This window comes from Deltaproteobacteria bacterium GWA2_45_12 (genome assembly GCA_001797365.1).
Taxonomy (GTDB): Bacteria; UBA10199; UBA10199; order UBA10199; family UBA10199; genus UBA10199.
This window is the reverse complement of record MGPH01000020.1, coordinates 1-16,300: the sequence shown is the minus strand read 5'-3', so window position 1 is coordinate 16,300 and position 16,300 is coordinate 1. Positions and strand designations below refer to the sequence as shown.

Here is a 16,300-nt window from a genome sequence, read left to right as displayed (position 1 = left end):
CGTCATCGGCATTGTTGTTTTGATAGCAAGCGGGATCAAGACCGCCTGCTAAATGATTCTCGTCACAGTTAAAATCGGTCAGTCTTTGCCCACATTGTTCAGTAGCCCGGGGACTAATCTCGGCATTATTGTCATCGCAATCCCCTACATCCTTGGAAGGGTCATTACACTCAAGAACGGGATGTCCACTTTCATCTAAAACAGCAACACCATTTTCCTCTTTTTGTTTTCCAGGGCAAGTTCCATCATTATCCACATCAGCCCCACGATCTTCTGCACAGCCTTCGTTAATTTGGCCGTTACAGTTGTCATCTATGTCGGTGGTGTCACAGTTCTCTCTGGCAGAAGGGTTTACTTCGGGCAGGCGATCCTCGCAGTCAGCGATATCAGTTGCTTGAGCCCGGGGAATGCAAATATTGCTGTTTCCAGCTATACACTCCTGATCTCCTGGCTGGGTACATGAGGGGGAATTCAAACGGACAACACCACTAGGATCTCCCGACAAATCTCCATCAACATCCCTCACCCAATCACGAGTCGCCCGCTGCTCATCGTCACACATATCGGCACCTCTAATATTACAACTCGTTTGGCGCCTTGGGTCGGTATCGTCACAGTCGATATGCGCTGGCCTACCATCACAACTAATTGTAAGCACATCCCCATTTCTTATTTCATGGACGCAATCCGGATAATCATTTTCGGCAAAATCATTGATTTTCCCCATGGATAAAAGCCAGAGTAACGCTTGGAATAACGCTGCACGTGCCTGATTCGCATCCCCATAACCATCTCCATCCGTATCAGGGCAATAAAGGGGTTGGCAGGTACCTTCGTTGTTGGGACCTTCCCCATCATCCCCCCCCGGGCCTGTGCCGCCCGGACCATTATCTGCATCTTCAGGCACTACATCTTTATTGGTGTCATCGGGGTCACCGGGAGTTGCTCGTGGATCCCAGCATGGGTCATTGCCATCGGCACCACCTTCACAAAAACCATCTCCATCGTTATCAATAATATTATCGTTTACATTAGCACTATCAGGAATACACCATTTGGGATCATCATGTACTCTGTTGGCAAAACCATCTTCATCAGTTGTGGCTTGAAAGGCGGTAATATTAAATTTTCCTTGGCAAACACGAACACTCGTACCATTTCCAAACACGCATTGGCGAGAGTCATTAGCACCAAAACGGCTGCCATCAGCAGAGTTGAATATGTCATTCGCTGCCTTATTAGTTTGAATGTAAATATTTCTAAAATAAACCCGCTGCGCGTCTCTGCTGCATTCAAATGGATTTCTATCGCCCAGATTTCTTGCATTAATTAACGCATAGCCGTAATCGCACAAGGTTGCAGAATCTGCCAAAGGTCCAAAATTTCCCAATATAAGCCCTTTCTCATTGTTCGTAAAACGGAAGGGGCTACCTAAATTAATCATTTCTAATTGTGTATTGGATTCGTCTGTAAAAAAACTGACAAGGTCAGCTTCGGAATAACTCAAGCTATCTGTATAGTGGCATGCATCTGCAAAACTTGGGATATGCCCATTAGCCGCCTCATAAGCAGATATAATGTTCTCTTCATCCAACAAATCCCTAGTTTTTGTCATGAAGTAAATGGCTTCGGCATTATTCTGATAACGAGTATCGGGGGTTTGGTTAGCAGCTGCAGCAGAATCTGGCTGCACACAAGGAGATTCATCAGTGTGACCATCATTATCGTCATCACGGTTGTTTTCGCAAATTTCAGTAGCCACTCCTGGTATGGCGCAGTCCCCATCTCCAGAATTAAACAAACCTATCTTGTGACGTAAACTATTTTCATTTCTTGCTAAATCACTGACGTTATAAACAATGCACCTTGCGTAGGAAAAGTTTGATATTAAAAAAATGAATGAAAACAAAAGAAAAGAAAAATATTTTTTCATACACCATCCCTCTAATCTTATTATCGGTTGCTTGAAGGAAATGTTTCTTAATAAAAATAAAAAACCCCTTAAAGTTTCCTTTAAGGGGTTTTTTGGGGAATTCCACCCGTGAGGGCAGAATGGGGTTTGGGTTAAAAAACCTTTTAACTTTTTTGCTTTCGCGCAATAACCAAGGGCAGCACCATCAACATCGCCCACATTAGCATAAGGGGAGATTGTTTTGACGCGCCATGACTTAAGCTGCAACCACCGCCTTCGGCTTTTAAACCACCAGCAGGATCTGTAGGCAAACTGCCTGACAAATCTCCGCCACAGGCTGAAAGCCAATCGCTTACAATTCGGAAACGGTTACAATCAACCGGCGGCCCATCGGGAAGACGGCATCCAGAATCCTCACCGTCAATATCTCCATCGCAATCATTGTCTGCGCTATCGCTGCAGGTTTGGCCTTCATTTATTCTTTCAACACCATTGGGGTTGACACTGGCATCATTATCATCGCAGTCCCCTGTTTCACGATCGTGGTTGTGACATTCTTCAGCGGTTATTTCATCACTAATGACACAAAAACCATCTCCGTCATTGTCACCCTCCCAATCATCACACGCTGCATCTGCACCACTACAATCTTCGTCAATGCCATTGCCGCAAATTTCTTGGTTTCCACCAAAGCGGGCAGGGTCTAGATCATCACAATCATCGGACCCTTCATCGCCATCGCAATAGTCGGGGCGCACACCCACGGGGCAATGGTCATCATTGTCTTCGTCGGTATCATCACAGGCGTCGCCCATGCCATCGCCATCGGTATCGTCTTGATCAGGGTTGGCTACTTGCGGACAATTGTCATCTTCATCGGGTATGCCATCGTCATCGTCATCATCATCGTCATCACTGCATACATTTGTGTTGTCACAACTGTTGTCATTGCAATCAATGGCCCCGTCACCATCATTATCAATACCATCACTACAAAAATCTTCGGTATTCTCTTCTCCGCAATTCGGGGCATGGTTGTTCAACAACCGGAAACGTCCCCAATTGTTAAGACTTCGAACACCCATTCCTGGTTGCTGGGCCTGGTTCATTGAGAAAATTCTCATGCCAAAACCATTTCCCAAACCATTGCCATTATTATTGTTGTTGGCCATAGGGTCCCAGCAGTCACTATCAGCACAGTCGATATCGCCATCACCGTCATTATCAATACCATCACTGCAATCTTCAGGGGGCGCACAAGGTAAGTCCGCTCCAGAGCAGTCTTGGTCTATGCCGTCACCACATTCTTCCTCATTGCCGGGAAATCTGTTGGGATCGCGATCATCGCAATCAGGGTTGCGGCATATCCCCGCAAAACCGCTTCTACCACAGGCGCCATCTCCATCAATATCATCATCACAGGCATCGCCAATACGATCCCCATCCATATCAGCCTGATCTTCATTCGGATTCCAAATGCAGTTATCATCGCAATTGGTAGTATCACCATCTTCACAGTGGTCATTAATATCACCATCGCCATTTCCATTGTCGAGAATGTCATCATCATCCCAATCACATTCTTCATTGAGCACACCATCTCCGTCATTGTCGATAAGGTCTTCGCATATCTCAACAACATTCCCATTTCCACCGGGGCATTCCAAATCTTCACCACTGCAATCTTCATCAATATCGTTTCCGCAAGTGTCACGAGCGTCGGGGTGAATATCTTTGTTCTCATCGTCACAATCCCCACCACCCACACGACCATCCCAGCATTCTTGATCTTCAACACTACCATCGACTCCACGAACAACACCTTCACAAATATCGTCATTATCCGTATCAGTACAATCCTCGTTGGCGCCTGTGGCAGGAATGCCTTCACAAAAACCATCACCATCACCATCAATCAAACGGGGATCTACATCATCAGGAATACAAACATTTGTTTTTTCATAAGGTTCGCGAGTGTCATTGGGATCAGGCAAAAAGGCCTCTTTTCGAAATTCGCCGGGACAGACATAGACGCTACCCACATTTTCCGAACCATTATCATTCAAGCACGATTGGTTATGGTTTGCTGCAAAGCGTCGTTGAATTCCCTCAACATCCGGATCATTATCAACTCCCAAAGAAGAATTAAAGAGTTGGTCATGGCTCAGATGATTTGTTTCAATATAAAGATTTCTGAAAAAAACTAGACGCGTATTACGCGCACAAGTAAATGGACTAGCCCTATTAGCAAAATTGGTTCGACCATCAATGATAACAGCCCCATAATCACAAGTTGTAGCTGGGTCTGTATGAGGCGACCAGTTCCCAAGTATCAAACCCATATTTTCATTGGAAAAACGCATAGCACCGGTCAAAACAATTTTTTCAAGATTTTGGTTGTTGGCATTGGTGAAAAAACTCATGAGCATGTTTTCAGGCCAAGCAAGGGGATCATTATAGGTACATCGATTATGATCTATTAACTCCGCTTCATTGAGCTGATCCCACTTTTTAGTCATGAAATAAATAGCTTCAGCACCTGCCTGGTATTTGGTATCTGGATTTTGATTGGCAGCTTCATCAGAGTCAGGTTGAAAACAACCTGCCTCATCTGTATGGCCATCATTGTCATCATCACGGTTGTTTCTGCAAATTTCATTGGGCACACCCGGTATACGGCAATCACCTTCATCGCTATTATAAAGGTTTAAGTGAAAACGAAGCCCATTCTCATTACCAGCATCATCGGAAGGCTGATGAACCTGGCACCGTGCCATGGCCTTGGAAGCCATGAACATGAAAAACAAGAAAGTAATCAATAATATTTTTTTCATAAAATTTTTCTCCCCAAATTCCCCTTCCCTCACCCAAACTTTTCTAACCCAGGTTAATTATCGGCAGGCTTATTAAAAGGTTGCGCAGGACGGCAAGATTTTTAAAAAAAATAAGCTTGACTTTAAAAGTGGTCACTTTATTATGACCTTGTTATGACATTAAGCATCTCCAAGGCAGCCCTTAAACCAAAACTGTTGAGTTATTTACGTTTTATCGAAGAAAAAAAGGAAAAAATCATCATCACCGACCATGGCAGGCCTGTGGCCACTATTTTGCCCTATTCTTCCAAAAAGGATGGAGAAAACATTCAAAAACAATTAAAAAACAGCATTTTAAAATATGAAAATCCCTTAGATCCTGTTGGCTTGGAAGACTGGAAACTTATTTCATGATCGTGCTTGACACCCATACTTTACTTTGGTGGATTGATGCCAGCGCCCCCCTTCCTGTAAAAGCAACCAAAATTATCAAACAGGCCATTCAAAAGAAGAGCCTCTATATTTCAGCCATGTCTTTTTGGGAAATAGCCATGCTTCATAAAAAAGGGAGACTTGCTCTTTCCCTTGAAATTCATACATGGGTAGAAAAAGTGCTCCTGCTTCCCAGCTTACATATTATTGACCCCACCCCTTCCATTCTTATCAATTCGCTGCAACTTCAAGGACTTTCTCCAGACCCTGCCGATCGCATTATTGTGGCCACAGCCCTAAAACTTGGGTTCCCCCTTGTCACCAAAGATCAAGCTATTACTTCATCAGGGGTTGTAAAAACAATTTGGGATTAAGTGAGGGGCCCGACTAACAACCCCCATCATTCCAATAGCTTACATTAGTTCCTTCCCAAGGGTCTTTATCCTCCATTTTCAATTTTCCAAAAAACTTCACCTTTCCCGCAACTTTTGGAACAGGGTGCCGATAATTAGTATGACCGTTGGGGCATCATCCGCCCAACGTTCCCCTAAATGGGGGACGAAGGCGGGTGGCAAAAGATAAAACTGAGGAGATAAAGATTATGAGTATTTTATATGGTTTAAAAATAAGTCCACAAGTGGCAGGTGCAGGTGCCACTCCTCCAACAGGTGCAGCAGGTGCCACTCCTCCTCCAACAGGTGCAGCAGGTGCTGCTCCAGCTACAACTTACACAGCTCCCCCTCCTAATGTGTCCTATGGTATTCAGGGTGGTTTTTCGATTGACGCCTACAAAACTGAAGGCTGCATCGATCCTGGTGTAAGCGGCAGTCTAAAGGTTGGAGGTTTTTTCGCTTATCGACCCGAATTTTGGGACCGCCTTTCCTTCATGTTTGATTTAAATGGTGTCGCACGATTCTTACCTGGCATTGATAATATCCGCAAAAATCGCGGTAAAAATTGCAAAGATGAAGGTGCGGGCGCACCTGTTCCGCAGCCTACAGGAACACCACCTAAAGACCCAGGAGTTGGCCAAATAAAAGATCCAGAACCACCAAAGCCAGAAGATGAAAAAAATCCAACAATCGGAGGTGGTGGTGGACTTGACGAAGGTTTTGGCACCCCCCCTGTAGAACCTCCTACTGGAGAAGAATCTGAGGAGACATCTACAACTGGAAATGAAGGAGAAGATACAAATCCTTCTCCTAAAGGCCCTCCTGTAAGTTCTATTGATGCTCAATCTGTTGAAGCCGCTATAAATAAAATTGACCTAACCTATGCCATTGGCATTGAATCCCGCCTAGGACTGGGAATTGATGTCTTTCGGGAACAGGGAACCGATACAGCCGCACCTGATAATATTCGTTTATCCGCGGGGCTTGTACTCCTTGATTCAGAAAATATTATTGATACCGACCGAGCTGGCGGAGGCTACGATGATCGCCGCATTTATGAAGCTCGAAAGCAAACTAGCGGTGCATTGGACGGAGAATTTACATTTGTCCCCGCAGCTACAGCAAGCTGGGGCCATTTTGACCTTACGTTGGAGGCTTCCTTGTGGCGAGATACCACTATTGATGGCATTAATAAAGTTGAAGGAAAAAAAGGCCGCGAGATAACAGAGCGTCAAAGAACAAATGAGTTTGGCTTAACAGCTGGCTGGAATTTTGGCTTTAAACCTCCCAAAACCCCTCCTCCTCCAGCCGCAGGCCCAGAAAGACCGGCTAATGCCACATGCAATTCTTTTGATGACAATATCCTAGTTCCTGATGCCGAGAAAGATTCTGCTGGTAAAAAACTCACCATTGAAGCCTATTTGGCTAAATTAAATGATGAAACACTTACAAATAATGATGCTGTCAAAGCTTATCTTAAAGCCTGTAGTCAAGAAGATTTGACTAGCAAATTGGAATTTGTTGTACGTGCCATTCCAGTGGGTGATTTAAGCAACCCTACTCTTGAACGTCGTATTGTTCTTATTAACAAAGACACAAAAGAAGTGGTGTATGATAAAGATGGTTATCGAGAAACCACAGTTGACGGATCTGGAAACCATGTACCCACACCCAAACTTGTTCCTTTAACAGATATAAAGCTAAAAGCTCTGGCCGCAGCAGTAACTCAAGTCCCCATCAATGAAATTGCAGAAATCACTGGAACTCATTTGCAATTAGGTTTTGACCGTCCTTCCGACAAAGAAGTTGCTGCCTTTAAGGCTGTGCTTGCCGATTACGAGAAACTTTCTGATGCAGAGAAAGAAACTCAGCGTGACGCTTTCTTGAGGAGATTGGCTGAGCTTGCCCAAGTTGAGGGGAAAACGTTATCCTCTGAAGATAAAAAGCGGAATAAAAAATTATCGCCAGGCGAAAAGATCAAACCCGGCCCTATGATTCAATATTACGACGGCACCACTAAAAAAGGATTTGATGAAGCCCAAAAAAGAATCCACGCTGCGGCCCAAAAGATCGGGGAAGCTGGTTTAAGCATTGCCATTGACATCTATCGCGACAGATCTGGTTCTACCAAATACAATAAAGGCCTTTCGGATCGCGCGGCCCAAATGGCTGAAATTTACATGACCATTGCAGGGGTCAATGTTGTACGTGCCACGGGGCGCGGAGAAGTGGCTGCCTTAAACAGCGAAGGTCAGGCAACTTTATCTACTCACAATGCAGAAGGTAATGCCTTACGCGAACGTGACCTAAGAAAAGATGCTGGAGATACTTATATAAAAGACAGCAATCAGAATTCAGATGTTAAGTTCCGTATTTTTGACATTAAATTAGTCAATGCAACCGGCCAAGAAGTAGATGTCGCCACGTTTAAAAAAGAAGTGGATGCAACACCCCGCTACAGAACGATGTGGCAGGATGCGACTTACCGCGTAAGCACCAACATAAGTAAGTTAAAAGGCGTTACTTATTTTGGAGAACAACCAGACGCTAAAAAAGAATGCGACATTGTTCGAGTTCCTTTTGAATATAAAGATGCCTACGGTCACTCCATGGGCCTTGGGTACGCAAGCGGCGCTCCTGAAAGCGATATCGCCCCACAAAAGGATGCCCCAGCAAAGGTTGAGCTTGCAGAACAACCAAATACCATCGATGGTTTTGATGCGTCAGTAGAAGATCTTGTAGGTGGAATTACAGATGATGCTTCAAAAACCACCTTGGGTGGCCTTTCGCAAGCGCTCATAATAAAACTTGATGACGACAAAACCGAAATTACAAAAATAACAACTGTGGATGCTTCCACTCTGGAAAATTCAAAGCAGATGTTGGCTGTGGTTCTCAAAGACTTAACAGAAGCCAAGCAATTCTTGGATCGCTTGGCAAAAGCAATCGCTACCGTACCTGATACCGATCCCTACGAGGCCAAATTAACTTTGGCCAAAACGCAAGTTGAAAAAGCCATCACGGCATTAGCGACAGCTCTTACAGAGCTCGGTAACAAAACGTCCACTTTTTCAAAAACTAATCTTACAACAGCGATAGAAGACTATAAAAAGAGCTATCCAAGCATTACTTTAACCAAGGGGACAACCCTTAATATTGGTACCGATGGTACAATGAGCATCCCCTTTACCGCTGGCACTGGTAACGCTGCCAGCTTTGAGAAGCTTCCTGAAAAGAAACCTTATGTGTTTGCCCTCTTAAAAGAAGGTGAGCGTGTTAGTTTAATACCACTTTTAGGAGTTAAAGTTGAGGGTACAAATCTTAAAGTAAATGTCCCAAAAAGATTGAAAGACAAAGTAGTAGATCTATTAATTACTGGGGGCCAAGCAAAATTAGACCTAACCCAAAAACAGCTTGCAACTGGGGAAGAGCTAACTCTTAAATCCCCTCCACCTCCAAAACGTAAAGGGCACCGATAAAAAAGGAAACTTATGGCTACCATTTCCAGATATTGTGAATTTCTGCCCAATGTAGATGCAGGTGATTTAAAAAAATACAATTCCCTTGCTGCACTTTATGAGGCAACTGGGAAAAAGCCAACTCTATCCAATGCTAACAGCGGAGTTTCACTTTCCCGTTATTTTAAAACAACAAGCGGTAAAAAATTAGTTCTTACTGAAGAAGGAAGAAACAAACTGGAATGTCTTTCCATGTTTGACTTAAATCCAAGCCTTACAAAAGAGTTGAGAGACTATTTACCACTAGATAAAACAGGAAGCATCAATGGCAATTCTATCTTGGGCCATCTTGTTTTTGGTTATAACGCTGACGGCAACCCTCTTCTTGTTTCTTTGGCCGAATTTAATAACGCTTATGATGGTAACGACACGGAAAGAAACAACCGCATTATCGGCCTTGTGTCTTTATTGGGCATTTTAGATGCCATGGCCACCGAGCCTGAAGCCCAAATGCCCAAGGATATTCATGCCAATACATTTCCTATAACAGCTGTTGAATTCAAAAATGCTTTAAATAAAGCGGGTCTTTTTGATGTTGATACAAGAGCACAAATTACTGACACTCATTACCCCCAATTTTTTGGCGAAAAAACGGTCATTACCCGTGATGATTTTTTGGGAGCCGTAAGTAAAAACCCCTATGCGAGTGCCGCCATATTGGAAGCCGTAAGAATCATCCAACGAAAACCCAACACAGAACAAAAATTCTCCATCACTATTGACGGAGCCACTCTTGAAGTAACTATTACCTTAAAAAGAAATGATCCTGTGACTTATATTAACTTTGAAAAGAATGACAAAAAATTCATCTATACCTATATTGAAGGTGCACTTACCTTGGATACAACAGCCTCTTCAAAGGATCTTCCAAAAACATTTATCGGCCTTCCCTATGCTGAGGAAGCCATAAAATTATTCAATGCCCAACAGGCAGCCGCTACCGTCCCCGCTCAAGCGGGGCCTTAAATTTTCTCAGTGCTTTGAAACTGGGAATAGGGAGCTTCCTGGCTATGTTGCCGAGGCCAGTAAATCAAGCGATCAAACTTTAACCATTACTGAAAAAGATGCTAAGGCGCAGGCCTTGAATGCGTTTTATCAGCCTGGAAAAACCTATAAGTTTTACATTCTTTATTCCAAAGATGGTTCGGCACCCTATGAACAGGTACAGGCTTCCGGGTCTGTGACTGTTTCAACCGCTGTCACTGACACTGACGAAGAAGGCCCAGGTGCCTTGGATGAAGAAACCTGATATTTTTTGACATTATTCCCCGCCCTTGCAAAAGGGCGGGAGTTTTTTCCCTCGTTCCCACGGTCTCCGTGGGAACGCAACTCCACAACGCTCCTGCGTTCTCCCTAGAACCATTCTTTTTGTTCCCACGCAGAGCGTAATGGGAACAAGTAAACAAGTAATCAAACCCGTATTTTTCGTTCTGGACGAATAGCGGGATAATTGATTATGATTCATGCTGTATGCAACAAGATTCCAGCACAAACTCTGACAGTTTGGTTAACAAAATAAAAAGCCTGCCTCCGGATGCTTTAAGTGAGGTCCTTGACTTTATTGAGTTTCTCATTCAAAAAAATAAAAAATCATCTTTAACCACCATGGCCAGCCGGGCTTCTGAACCCACGTTTGAAAAAGAATGGGACAATCCCGATGACGCAGAATATGACAAACTTTAATTTTGGTGATGTTGTTCTATTACCATTTCCATTCACCAATCAAACAAACACAAAACAACGCCCTGCTGTTATAATCAGTTCGCAAATTTACAATATAACCCGTCCCGATGTTGTTGTTATGGCCATTACCAGCAAACAAAAGCAAGATGCCGATCCCCTTACTTTAAAACTTAAAAATTGGGAAATAGCAGGACTACTGAAACAGTCGTGCATCAAACCTGTCATGGCCACAATTGAAAAAAACATCATTGTCAAAAAACTGGGGCACCTACCTCCGGAAGACTTACAACCCTTAGAGCACCTCATCCAGAAAGTCTTGGGAAATGCTAATTGATCCCTCGTTCCTACGGTCTCCGTGGGAATGCAACTCCACAACGCTCCTGCGTTCTGCCTAGAACCATTCGTTTTGTTCCCAAGTAATATTTAAATTCATCAAAAACGTTGGGCATAAGTATCGAGCAGAGTCGATACAAATACCTGGTATTTAATACCTCTTTTTTCGGCGAAGGTTTTATATTTTTCAATGGTCTTCTTTTTTACATTCATGGTCACAGGCACCACTTCCGCCTTTTGAATCATGGAAGCTATATGGTCGGGCGATGGTAAAAAATCGGCTATTTCAACTGAATGTTTGAGCTCTTTTGCAATGTGGGCAGGTGCAGGACCATATTTTTTCTTTTTATTTTTTTTCATAAATTATTTTCCCTTCCCTCCAATATCCGGCACCAATAATCCGGATTTTGTTGTTTCTAATGGTAAACCGCACCGTCATAACCTTTCCTTCCACCTTACCTAAACAATAATAACGCATTTCACTTCTGGAATGCTTCATATTAAACCTGACCTTGCGTTCAGGATCAAGAAAAGCGCGCATTGCCTCGTCAAAAGAGATACCATGCTTTTTGATATTCAAGATGTTCTTGTTCTCGTCCCATTCAAACTGCATAAAATATTTTAATTAAATAAATATATTTATCAATATAAAAATAAATATTTATTTCAGGGGGGTTGGGGTTAGATCGAGGCTAATTTGGCCTTAACCTTGCCTAACAACACCCGCCCATCAACATGGCCGGCGGTTTTGTCTTTGAGGAGTTTCATGATGGCCCCCATGTTCCCTCGTTCCCACGGTCTCCGTGGGAACGCAACTCCACAACGCTCCTGCGTTCTCCCTAGAACCATTCTTTTTGTTCCCACGCAGAGCGTGGGAACAAGTAAAATAAATATTTATTTCATGAGTTAGGGTTAGATCACAGCCAGTTTGGCTTTGACTTTGTCAGACAGCACGCGACCATCGACGCGGCCGGCGGTTTTGTCTTTGAGGAGTTTCATGACGGGCCCCATGTCTTTGGGGCCGGCGGCTTTTGATTCAGCCACGGCTTGGGCAATGAAAGCATCGACTTCAGCATCGGTGAGTTGTTGAGGCAGGAAAGATTCAATCACTTTAAGTTCAATTTCTTCTTTGACCACCAAATCAGTACGGCCGGCTTTACTAAACTGGTCAATGGATTCCCGACGTTGTTTGACCATGGTGGAAAGGACGGCCAAAAATTCGGCCTCGGAAAGAGGATGAATCAGTTCAATTTCCTTGTTTTTAACTTGTGACTTGATCAAACGCACCGTAGCCAAACGGGCTTCTTCCCGGGCTTTAAGAGCAGTTTTGATTTCGTTGTCTAGTTTTTCGAGGATGGTCATGGGGAATGGTAAGGGCCCCGCGATGCGGGGCCCCTACAAATTAAAAGAATTTTTTTATACCGCGTTTGCGGGCTTGGGCGCTTTTCTTTTTGCGCCGAATGGAGGGTTTTTCGTAAAACTCGCGCTTCCTTATATCCATAAGGATGCCGGCTTTTTCGCACTGTTTTTTAAAACGGCGAACAGCACTTTCAAAACTTTCGCCCTCTCTTAGAATGACTCCTGGCATTTAATATCACCTCATTTCGTAGTTAATTTTAAAACGGGACGACCATAGGATACTTAAGGGAATAATGTCAAATGGGGAATGGGGATGCTACCCCCTATAGTCCCCCTTATCCCGCAAACGGGATCCCGCTTCGCGGGACAAAGGGGGACAGATTTTAGAAAACCCTCTTAAATCTCCCCTCCTTTATAAGGAGGGGATCAAGGGGAGGTAGTGTCTTTGTGGCCTCGGTGCGAGTCGAACGCACGGCCTAGGGCTTAGGAGTCCCCCGCTCTATCCGTCTGAGCTACGAGGCCCAGGCCTTCGATAATGCCCCATCTCCTTCGTTTCAAATTCGGGCACTCCTTACGACGTACCCTAAGGTACGTCTCAGTCGGTCCTCATTTGAAGCCTCGTATCTGTGGCATTCTCAAAGGCCTTGGAAAAAATCAATACCGAACAATCGAAAAAATGTCGCGATTTTTTAGTTTGTCACGGCCTTTTAAAAATTCAAGCTCTACCACAAAGGCCAAGCTCCCAACTGTTCCTCCCTGTTTTTCAACAAGCTTGCAAACAGCTTCTACAGTGCCCCCGGTGGCTAAAAGATCATCGACAATTAAAACCCGTTCTCCCTTGCCAATGGAATCTACATGTATTTCCAGTTCATCAGTCCCGTATTCAAGGGCATATTCCTGCGAAAGTGTCGTCCAGGGAAGTTTTCCTTTTTTACGCACAGGAACAAAACCAATCCCCAAATGAACACTTAAGGGGGCCCCAAAAATAAAACCACGCGATTCAATGCCCACAATCTTGTCGATTTTCGCACCGGCATAACGGTCTCCAAAAATGTGAACCACCCTGGTAAAGACTTTGGGATCTTGCAACAGGGGAGTAATGTCTTTAAAAACAATGCCCGGTTTTGGAAAATCGGGCACATCACGGATTATTTTTTTGAAATCTTCCATATTATTTTTCTCCTGTAGGGACAATCCTAGGATTGTCCCTACCTACATTTTTTTTGGTAAAAACAACAACGGATCTTTGGGAACTGTTTTTTCCCTGATTTCAAAATGCAAATGATAGGCCGAAGCGCGACCTGTATGCCCCACCGTCCCAATAACCTGCCCCTGTTTTACCTCGTTAGCCTGTTTTGTCTTAATTTCATTTAAGTGGGCATAGGCACTAAAAAAATTGTTTTCATGTTTTAAGATAACCAAATTCCCATATCCGTGCATTCTCCCTATATAAATCACTTTTCCAGAACGGGAAGCCCCAATGGGAGTTCCCTTGGGGGCCAAAATATCAATACCATCATGATCACGTCCGCGTCTGGGTCCAAAACCTGAAGAAAGTTTTCCATCCACCGGCCAAACAAATCTTTCCCTGGGTTTTACAGGCCGGGATGTGATGGATTGTTTTTTTCTTCCTTTGGCAATTTCAGCTTTCCTCTCCTTTTTTAAATCCTTGTCCCTCTTTTTTTCTTCTTTTGCGGTCTGCCTTTCTTCCTTGCGGGTCTTTTCATAGGTATGAGGGGTTTCGATATTCGATTCAAAAATATCGCGAAAATCAGAACAACCAACCGATGAAAAAATAATAACAAGTAAAAAAGTATTAAAAAAACTTTTCATCGGGGTACCTCTAAAAACTGTTGCAGAGTCACCCTTCGAGAACCTCAGGGTGTCCCAACTAAGCCATAGTGGACATGGTGAGGTTCTCGAACCATGAACTCGAGTTTCTAGAGGTGCCTATAATAAAGAACGCTTCGTAAAACGGTCCCCTGCCTGGCGTTGCTGTTTCCATCCATAACGGCCCACAAGTTTGACAAAACGACAAGGCCCCAGGTTTTCTACCTGGGGCTCGCCATGAACAATGGTCACTCGCACCAAGATTTGACTTTCTTCATTCCCGACAGGTACCACCAAACGCCCCCCTTCTTTAAGCTGGGCCACCAAAGGAGCGGGAACTTCAGGGGAACCGGCCGCTGTTAAAATACAATCAAAGGGTTTAGCCTCGGGCCAGCCTTGAGTGCCATCCCCCACACGCATCGTAATGCGTTTGTAGCCAAGTGCTTTTAAAACACGTCTGGCTTTCAAAGCCAAAGTTTTAATGCGCTCAATGGTATAAACATGCCCACAAATTTCAGCCAGCACGGCTGTTTGATAACCACAACCCGTTCCAATTTCCAAAACTTTTTCCCCTCCTTTAAGTTTGAGCGCCTGGGTCATAAACGCCACCATATAGGGCTGGGAAATAGTCTGCCCTTCTCCAATCCCGATGGGATAATCTTTGTAAGCCTGATCTGCCAGGGCTTCTTCAACAAAGAGATGGCGGGGAACTGCGGCTACGGCTTGCAAGGTAGCCCGATCGGTAATATCACGCCCCTGCAATTGCTCGGCAATCATGCGACGCATGGCCACGGCAAAACGTCCGCATTCCTTTTTTTTATCCACTAAAACTTCCATTGGTGCATTTTTTCTAAAAGATTGTATTCGGTTAAATCGACCTTGATGGGAGTGACAGAAACTTTTTTATCCAGATAAGCTCTGCAATCGGTACCCAGTGTTTCTTCTAAAGGATTTGATTCGCCACCAATCCAGTAATAAGGTTGGCCACGAGGATCGGATTTTTTAAAAATAACCCCCCCATAGCTATGTCTTCCCTGCCGTGTAAAAGCCACTCCCTTTATCTGTTTTAAGGGAAGATTGGGAACATTGACATTAAGGGCTGTGCCGGCAGGTATTCCATATTTAAGAACACCCTGTACTATTTTGCGTGCGTAAAATTGGGCCGTCTTAAAATAAAAATCGCTTCTGGCCACAAGCGAAACAGCCACAGCAGGAATGCCCATGATGGCCCCTTCCATCGCAGCCGCCACAGTCCCTGAATAATGAACATCCTCTCCCAAATTGGCGCCATTGTTAATGCCAGAAACAACAATATCGGGTTTCTTTTTCAGAATGGAATTAACGGCCAACATCACCGCATCGGTGGGAGTGCCATCCACCGAATAGCAATTCTCCCGCACCTTGTGAATGCGCAAGGGCCGCTGAAGCGTCAGGGCATGGGAGGTGGCGCTTTGCTCGCGGTCGGGGGCAACGATGACTACTTTGGCTTTGGGGATCTTTGAAAGGGTTGAGGCCAAAGCTAAAATGCCCGGAGACCCAACACCGTCATCATTGGAAACTAAAATGAGCATAAACTTGTTCCAAAAACTAAAAAAGGCAAATACAACCTTGCGCGCGTTGCAGCATGATGTGTTGAGGTCTCCGCCCAAAAGCACAGGGTGAAGATTTTTCAAGTTTTTGGGTGTTTGGGAAACGGCTCAAAAAAGGGAAATGCGCCTTCATTGAGTGAGTAAGAAAAAATTCCTGCAGGTGCATAGAACGCTTGGAAAATTATTTGGCCGTTTTAAGAGCTTCCTCCTGATATTTTTGAAAAGTGTCTTTGTATTTTTCCGCCTCGGTATCCGTCATCGGCTTTTGATTGGCTGTAGATACGACTGTATTGATTTCATTAACCAGGCCGGCAACATCCTTGTCCATTTTAATGAAGGCATTAAGCGTGGCCTGGTTGCTATCAAACCAGTAAATCCACACACCTTCCGTTGCAGCAATGGCACCCCGAAGGCTGGACAAGGGCAAATTCCAGATGTC

At 44.2% G+C, this 16,300-nt stretch carries 17 protein-coding genes, 1 tRNA gene and 2 pseudogenes (1 of these 20 cut by a window edge); 7 read left to right on the top strand and 13 right to left on the bottom strand.

Features of this window, described 5'->3' with window-relative positions; translation table 11 throughout:
• The 3 genes and pseudogenes from A2048_05060 to A2048_05050 all read right to left on the bottom strand — a co-directional run.
• A pseudogene (locus A2048_05060) lies at window positions 1–1,801 on the bottom strand (hypothetical protein); it reaches 656 nt to the left of the window's first position.
• A 49-nt stretch (window positions 1,802–1,850) separates the two neighbouring features.
• On the bottom strand, window positions 1,851–2,099 hold the full coding sequence (locus A2048_05055) for a hypothetical protein (GenBank protein OGP09883.1): 249 nt from the start codon (window positions 2,097–2,099) through the stop codon (window positions 1,851–1,853).
• Entirely contained in the window at window positions 2,077–4,746 is a 2,670-nt protein-coding gene (locus tag A2048_05050; GenBank protein ID OGP09882.1) for a hypothetical protein, read from the bottom strand. Before A2048_05050 ends, A2048_05055 begins: the two co-directional genes overlap by 23 nt.
• Before the next feature lie 153 nt (window positions 4,747–4,899).
• Here A2048_05050 and A2048_05045 point away from each other — a divergent pair, with 153 nt between their 5' ends.
• The 7 genes from A2048_05045 (at window position 4,900) to A2048_05015 (ending at window position 11,084) form a co-directional block, all read left to right on the top strand.
• The gene (locus A2048_05045; protein ID OGP09881.1) at window positions 4,900–5,139 is read left to right on the top strand and encodes a hypothetical protein; all 240 of its coding nucleotides are present in this window, start codon (window positions 4,900–4,902) and stop codon (window positions 5,137–5,139) included.
• Entirely contained in the window at window positions 5,136–5,531 is a 396-nt protein-coding gene (locus tag A2048_05040; GenBank protein OGP09880.1) for a hypothetical protein, read from the top strand. The genes A2048_05045 and A2048_05040 overlap by 4 nt, the downstream gene beginning before the upstream one ends.
• A 227-nt stretch (window positions 5,532–5,758) precedes the next feature.
• Window positions 5,759–9,028, top strand: coding sequence for a hypothetical protein (locus tag A2048_05035; GenBank protein OGP09879.1), 3,270 nt, complete (start codon window positions 5,759–5,761; stop codon window positions 9,026–9,028).
• Between the two features lie 12 nt (window positions 9,029–9,040).
• Window positions 9,041–10,033 (top strand): hypothetical protein, encoded by a 993-nt coding sequence (locus tag A2048_05030; GenBank protein OGP09878.1) that lies wholly within the window; start codon window positions 9,041–9,043, stop codon window positions 10,031–10,033.
• Window positions 9,987–10,316 (top strand): hypothetical protein, encoded by a 330-nt coding sequence (locus A2048_05025; GenBank protein OGP09877.1) that lies wholly within the window; start codon window positions 9,987–9,989, stop codon window positions 10,314–10,316. Before A2048_05030 ends, A2048_05025 begins: the two co-directional genes overlap by 47 nt.
• Before the next feature lie 221 nt (window positions 10,317–10,537).
• Window positions 10,538–10,750 (top strand): hypothetical protein, encoded by a 213-nt coding sequence (locus A2048_05020; GenBank protein ID OGP09876.1) that lies wholly within the window; start codon window positions 10,538–10,540, stop codon window positions 10,748–10,750.
• Window positions 10,737–11,084 carry a hypothetical protein gene (locus A2048_05015; GenBank protein ID OGP09875.1) on the top strand — a complete coding sequence of 116 codons (348 nt, stop codon included), beginning with the start codon at window positions 10,737–10,739 and terminating at the stop codon, window positions 11,082–11,084. The genes A2048_05020 and A2048_05015 overlap by 14 nt, the downstream gene beginning before the upstream one ends.
• 98 nt (window positions 11,085–11,182) lie before the next feature.
• Here A2048_05015 and A2048_05010 read toward each other — a convergent pair whose 3' ends face one another.
• The 10 genes and pseudogenes from A2048_05010 to A2048_04965 all read right to left on the bottom strand — a co-directional run bounded on the left by A2048_05010 (window position 11,183) and on the right by A2048_04965 (window position 16,300).
• The gene (locus A2048_05010) at window positions 11,183–11,443 is read right to left on the bottom strand and encodes a hypothetical protein (GenBank protein OGP09874.1); all 261 of its coding nucleotides are present in this window, start codon (window positions 11,441–11,443) and stop codon (window positions 11,183–11,185) included.
• A complete protein-coding gene (locus tag A2048_05005) occupies window positions 11,430–11,696 on the bottom strand; it encodes a hypothetical protein (protein OGP09873.1) in 267 nt (88 codons plus the stop codon). The genes A2048_05010 and A2048_05005 overlap by 14 nt, the downstream gene beginning before the upstream one ends.
• Window positions 11,697–11,995: 299 nt before the next feature.
• Complete coding sequence (locus A2048_05000) at window positions 11,996–12,445, bottom strand: glutamyl-tRNA amidotransferase (protein OGP09872.1); 450 nt, start codon at window positions 12,443–12,445, stop codon at window positions 11,996–11,998.
• A 40-nt stretch (window positions 12,446–12,485) separates the two neighbouring features.
• On the bottom strand, window positions 12,486–12,671 hold the full coding sequence (locus A2048_04995) for a 30S ribosomal protein S21 (GenBank protein OGP09871.1): 186 nt from the start codon (window positions 12,669–12,671) through the stop codon (window positions 12,486–12,488).
• Window positions 12,672–12,887: 216 nt separating this feature from the next.
• A tRNA-Arg gene (locus A2048_04990) sits at window positions 12,888–12,964 on the bottom strand.
• Between the two features lie 132 nt (window positions 12,965–13,096).
• The gene (locus tag A2048_04985) at window positions 13,097–13,612 is read right to left on the bottom strand and encodes an adenine phosphoribosyltransferase (protein OGP09870.1); all 516 of its coding nucleotides are present in this window, start codon (window positions 13,610–13,612) and stop codon (window positions 13,097–13,099) included.
• Window positions 13,613–13,654: 42 nt separating this feature from the next.
• Window positions 13,655–14,275 (bottom strand): hypothetical protein, encoded by a 621-nt coding sequence (locus tag A2048_04980; GenBank protein ID OGP09869.1) that lies wholly within the window; start codon window positions 14,273–14,275, stop codon window positions 13,655–13,657.
• Between the two features lie 117 nt (window positions 14,276–14,392).
• Window positions 14,393–15,109, bottom strand: coding sequence for a protein-L-isoaspartate O-methyltransferase (locus A2048_04975; protein OGP09868.1), 717 nt, complete (start codon window positions 15,107–15,109; stop codon window positions 14,393–14,395).
• Window positions 15,097–15,843 (bottom strand): 5'/3'-nucleotidase SurE, encoded by a 747-nt coding sequence (locus A2048_04970; protein OGP09891.1) that lies wholly within the window; start codon window positions 15,841–15,843, stop codon window positions 15,097–15,099. Before A2048_04970 ends, A2048_04975 begins: the two co-directional genes overlap by 13 nt.
• 199 nt (window positions 15,844–16,042) lie before the next feature.
• Window positions 16,043–16,300: pseudogene (locus A2048_04965) on the bottom strand (hypothetical protein).

Coding starts and splice junctions, on each gene's coding strand:
- A2048_05050 (OGP09882.1), bottom strand. CDS start 4,746: ATGAAAAAAATATTATTGATTACTTTCTTGTTTTTCATGTTCATGGCT.
- A2048_05045 (OGP09881.1), top strand. CDS start 4,900: ATGACATTAAGCATCTCCAAGGCAGCCCTTAAACCAAAACTGTTGAGT.
- A2048_05040 (OGP09880.1), top strand. CDS start 5,136: ATGATCGTGCTTGACACCCATACTTTACTTTGGTGGATTGATGCCAGC.
- A2048_05035 (OGP09879.1), top strand. CDS start 5,759: ATGAGTATTTTATATGGTTTAAAAATAAGTCCACAAGTGGCAGGTGCA.
- A2048_05030 (OGP09878.1), top strand. CDS start 9,041: ATGGCTACCATTTCCAGATATTGTGAATTTCTGCCCAATGTAGATGCA.
- A2048_05025 (OGP09877.1), top strand. CDS start 9,987: ATGCCCAACAGGCAGCCGCTACCGTCCCCGCTCAAGCGGGGCCTTAAA.
- A2048_05020 (OGP09876.1), top strand. CDS start 10,538: ATGCAACAAGATTCCAGCACAAACTCTGACAGTTTGGTTAACAAAATA.
- A2048_05015 (OGP09875.1), top strand. CDS start 10,737: ATGACAAACTTTAATTTTGGTGATGTTGTTCTATTACCATTTCCATTC.
- A2048_05010 (OGP09874.1), bottom strand. CDS start 11,443: ATGAAAAAAAATAAAAAGAAAAAATATGGTCCTGCACCTGCCCACATT.
- A2048_05005 (OGP09873.1), bottom strand. CDS start 11,696: ATGCAGTTTGAATGGGACGAGAACAAGAACATCTTGAATATCAAAAAG.
- A2048_05000 (OGP09872.1), bottom strand. CDS start 12,445: ATGACCATCCTCGAAAAACTAGACAACGAAATCAAAACTGCTCTTAAA.
- A2048_04995 (OGP09871.1), bottom strand. CDS start 12,671: ATGCCAGGAGTCATTCTAAGAGAGGGCGAAAGTTTTGAAAGTGCTGTT.
- A2048_04985 (OGP09870.1), bottom strand. CDS start 13,612: ATGGAAGATTTCAAAAAAATAATCCGTGATGTGCCCGATTTTCCAAAA.
- A2048_04980 (OGP09869.1), bottom strand. CDS start 14,275: ATGAAAAGTTTTTTTAATACTTTTTTACTTGTTATTATTTTTTCATCG.
- A2048_04975 (OGP09868.1), bottom strand. CDS start 15,109: ATGGAAGTTTTAGTGGATAAAAAAAAGGAATGCGGACGTTTTGCCGTG.
- A2048_04970 (OGP09891.1), bottom strand. CDS start 15,843: ATGCTCATTTTAGTTTCCAATGATGACGGTGTTGGGTCTCCGGGCATT.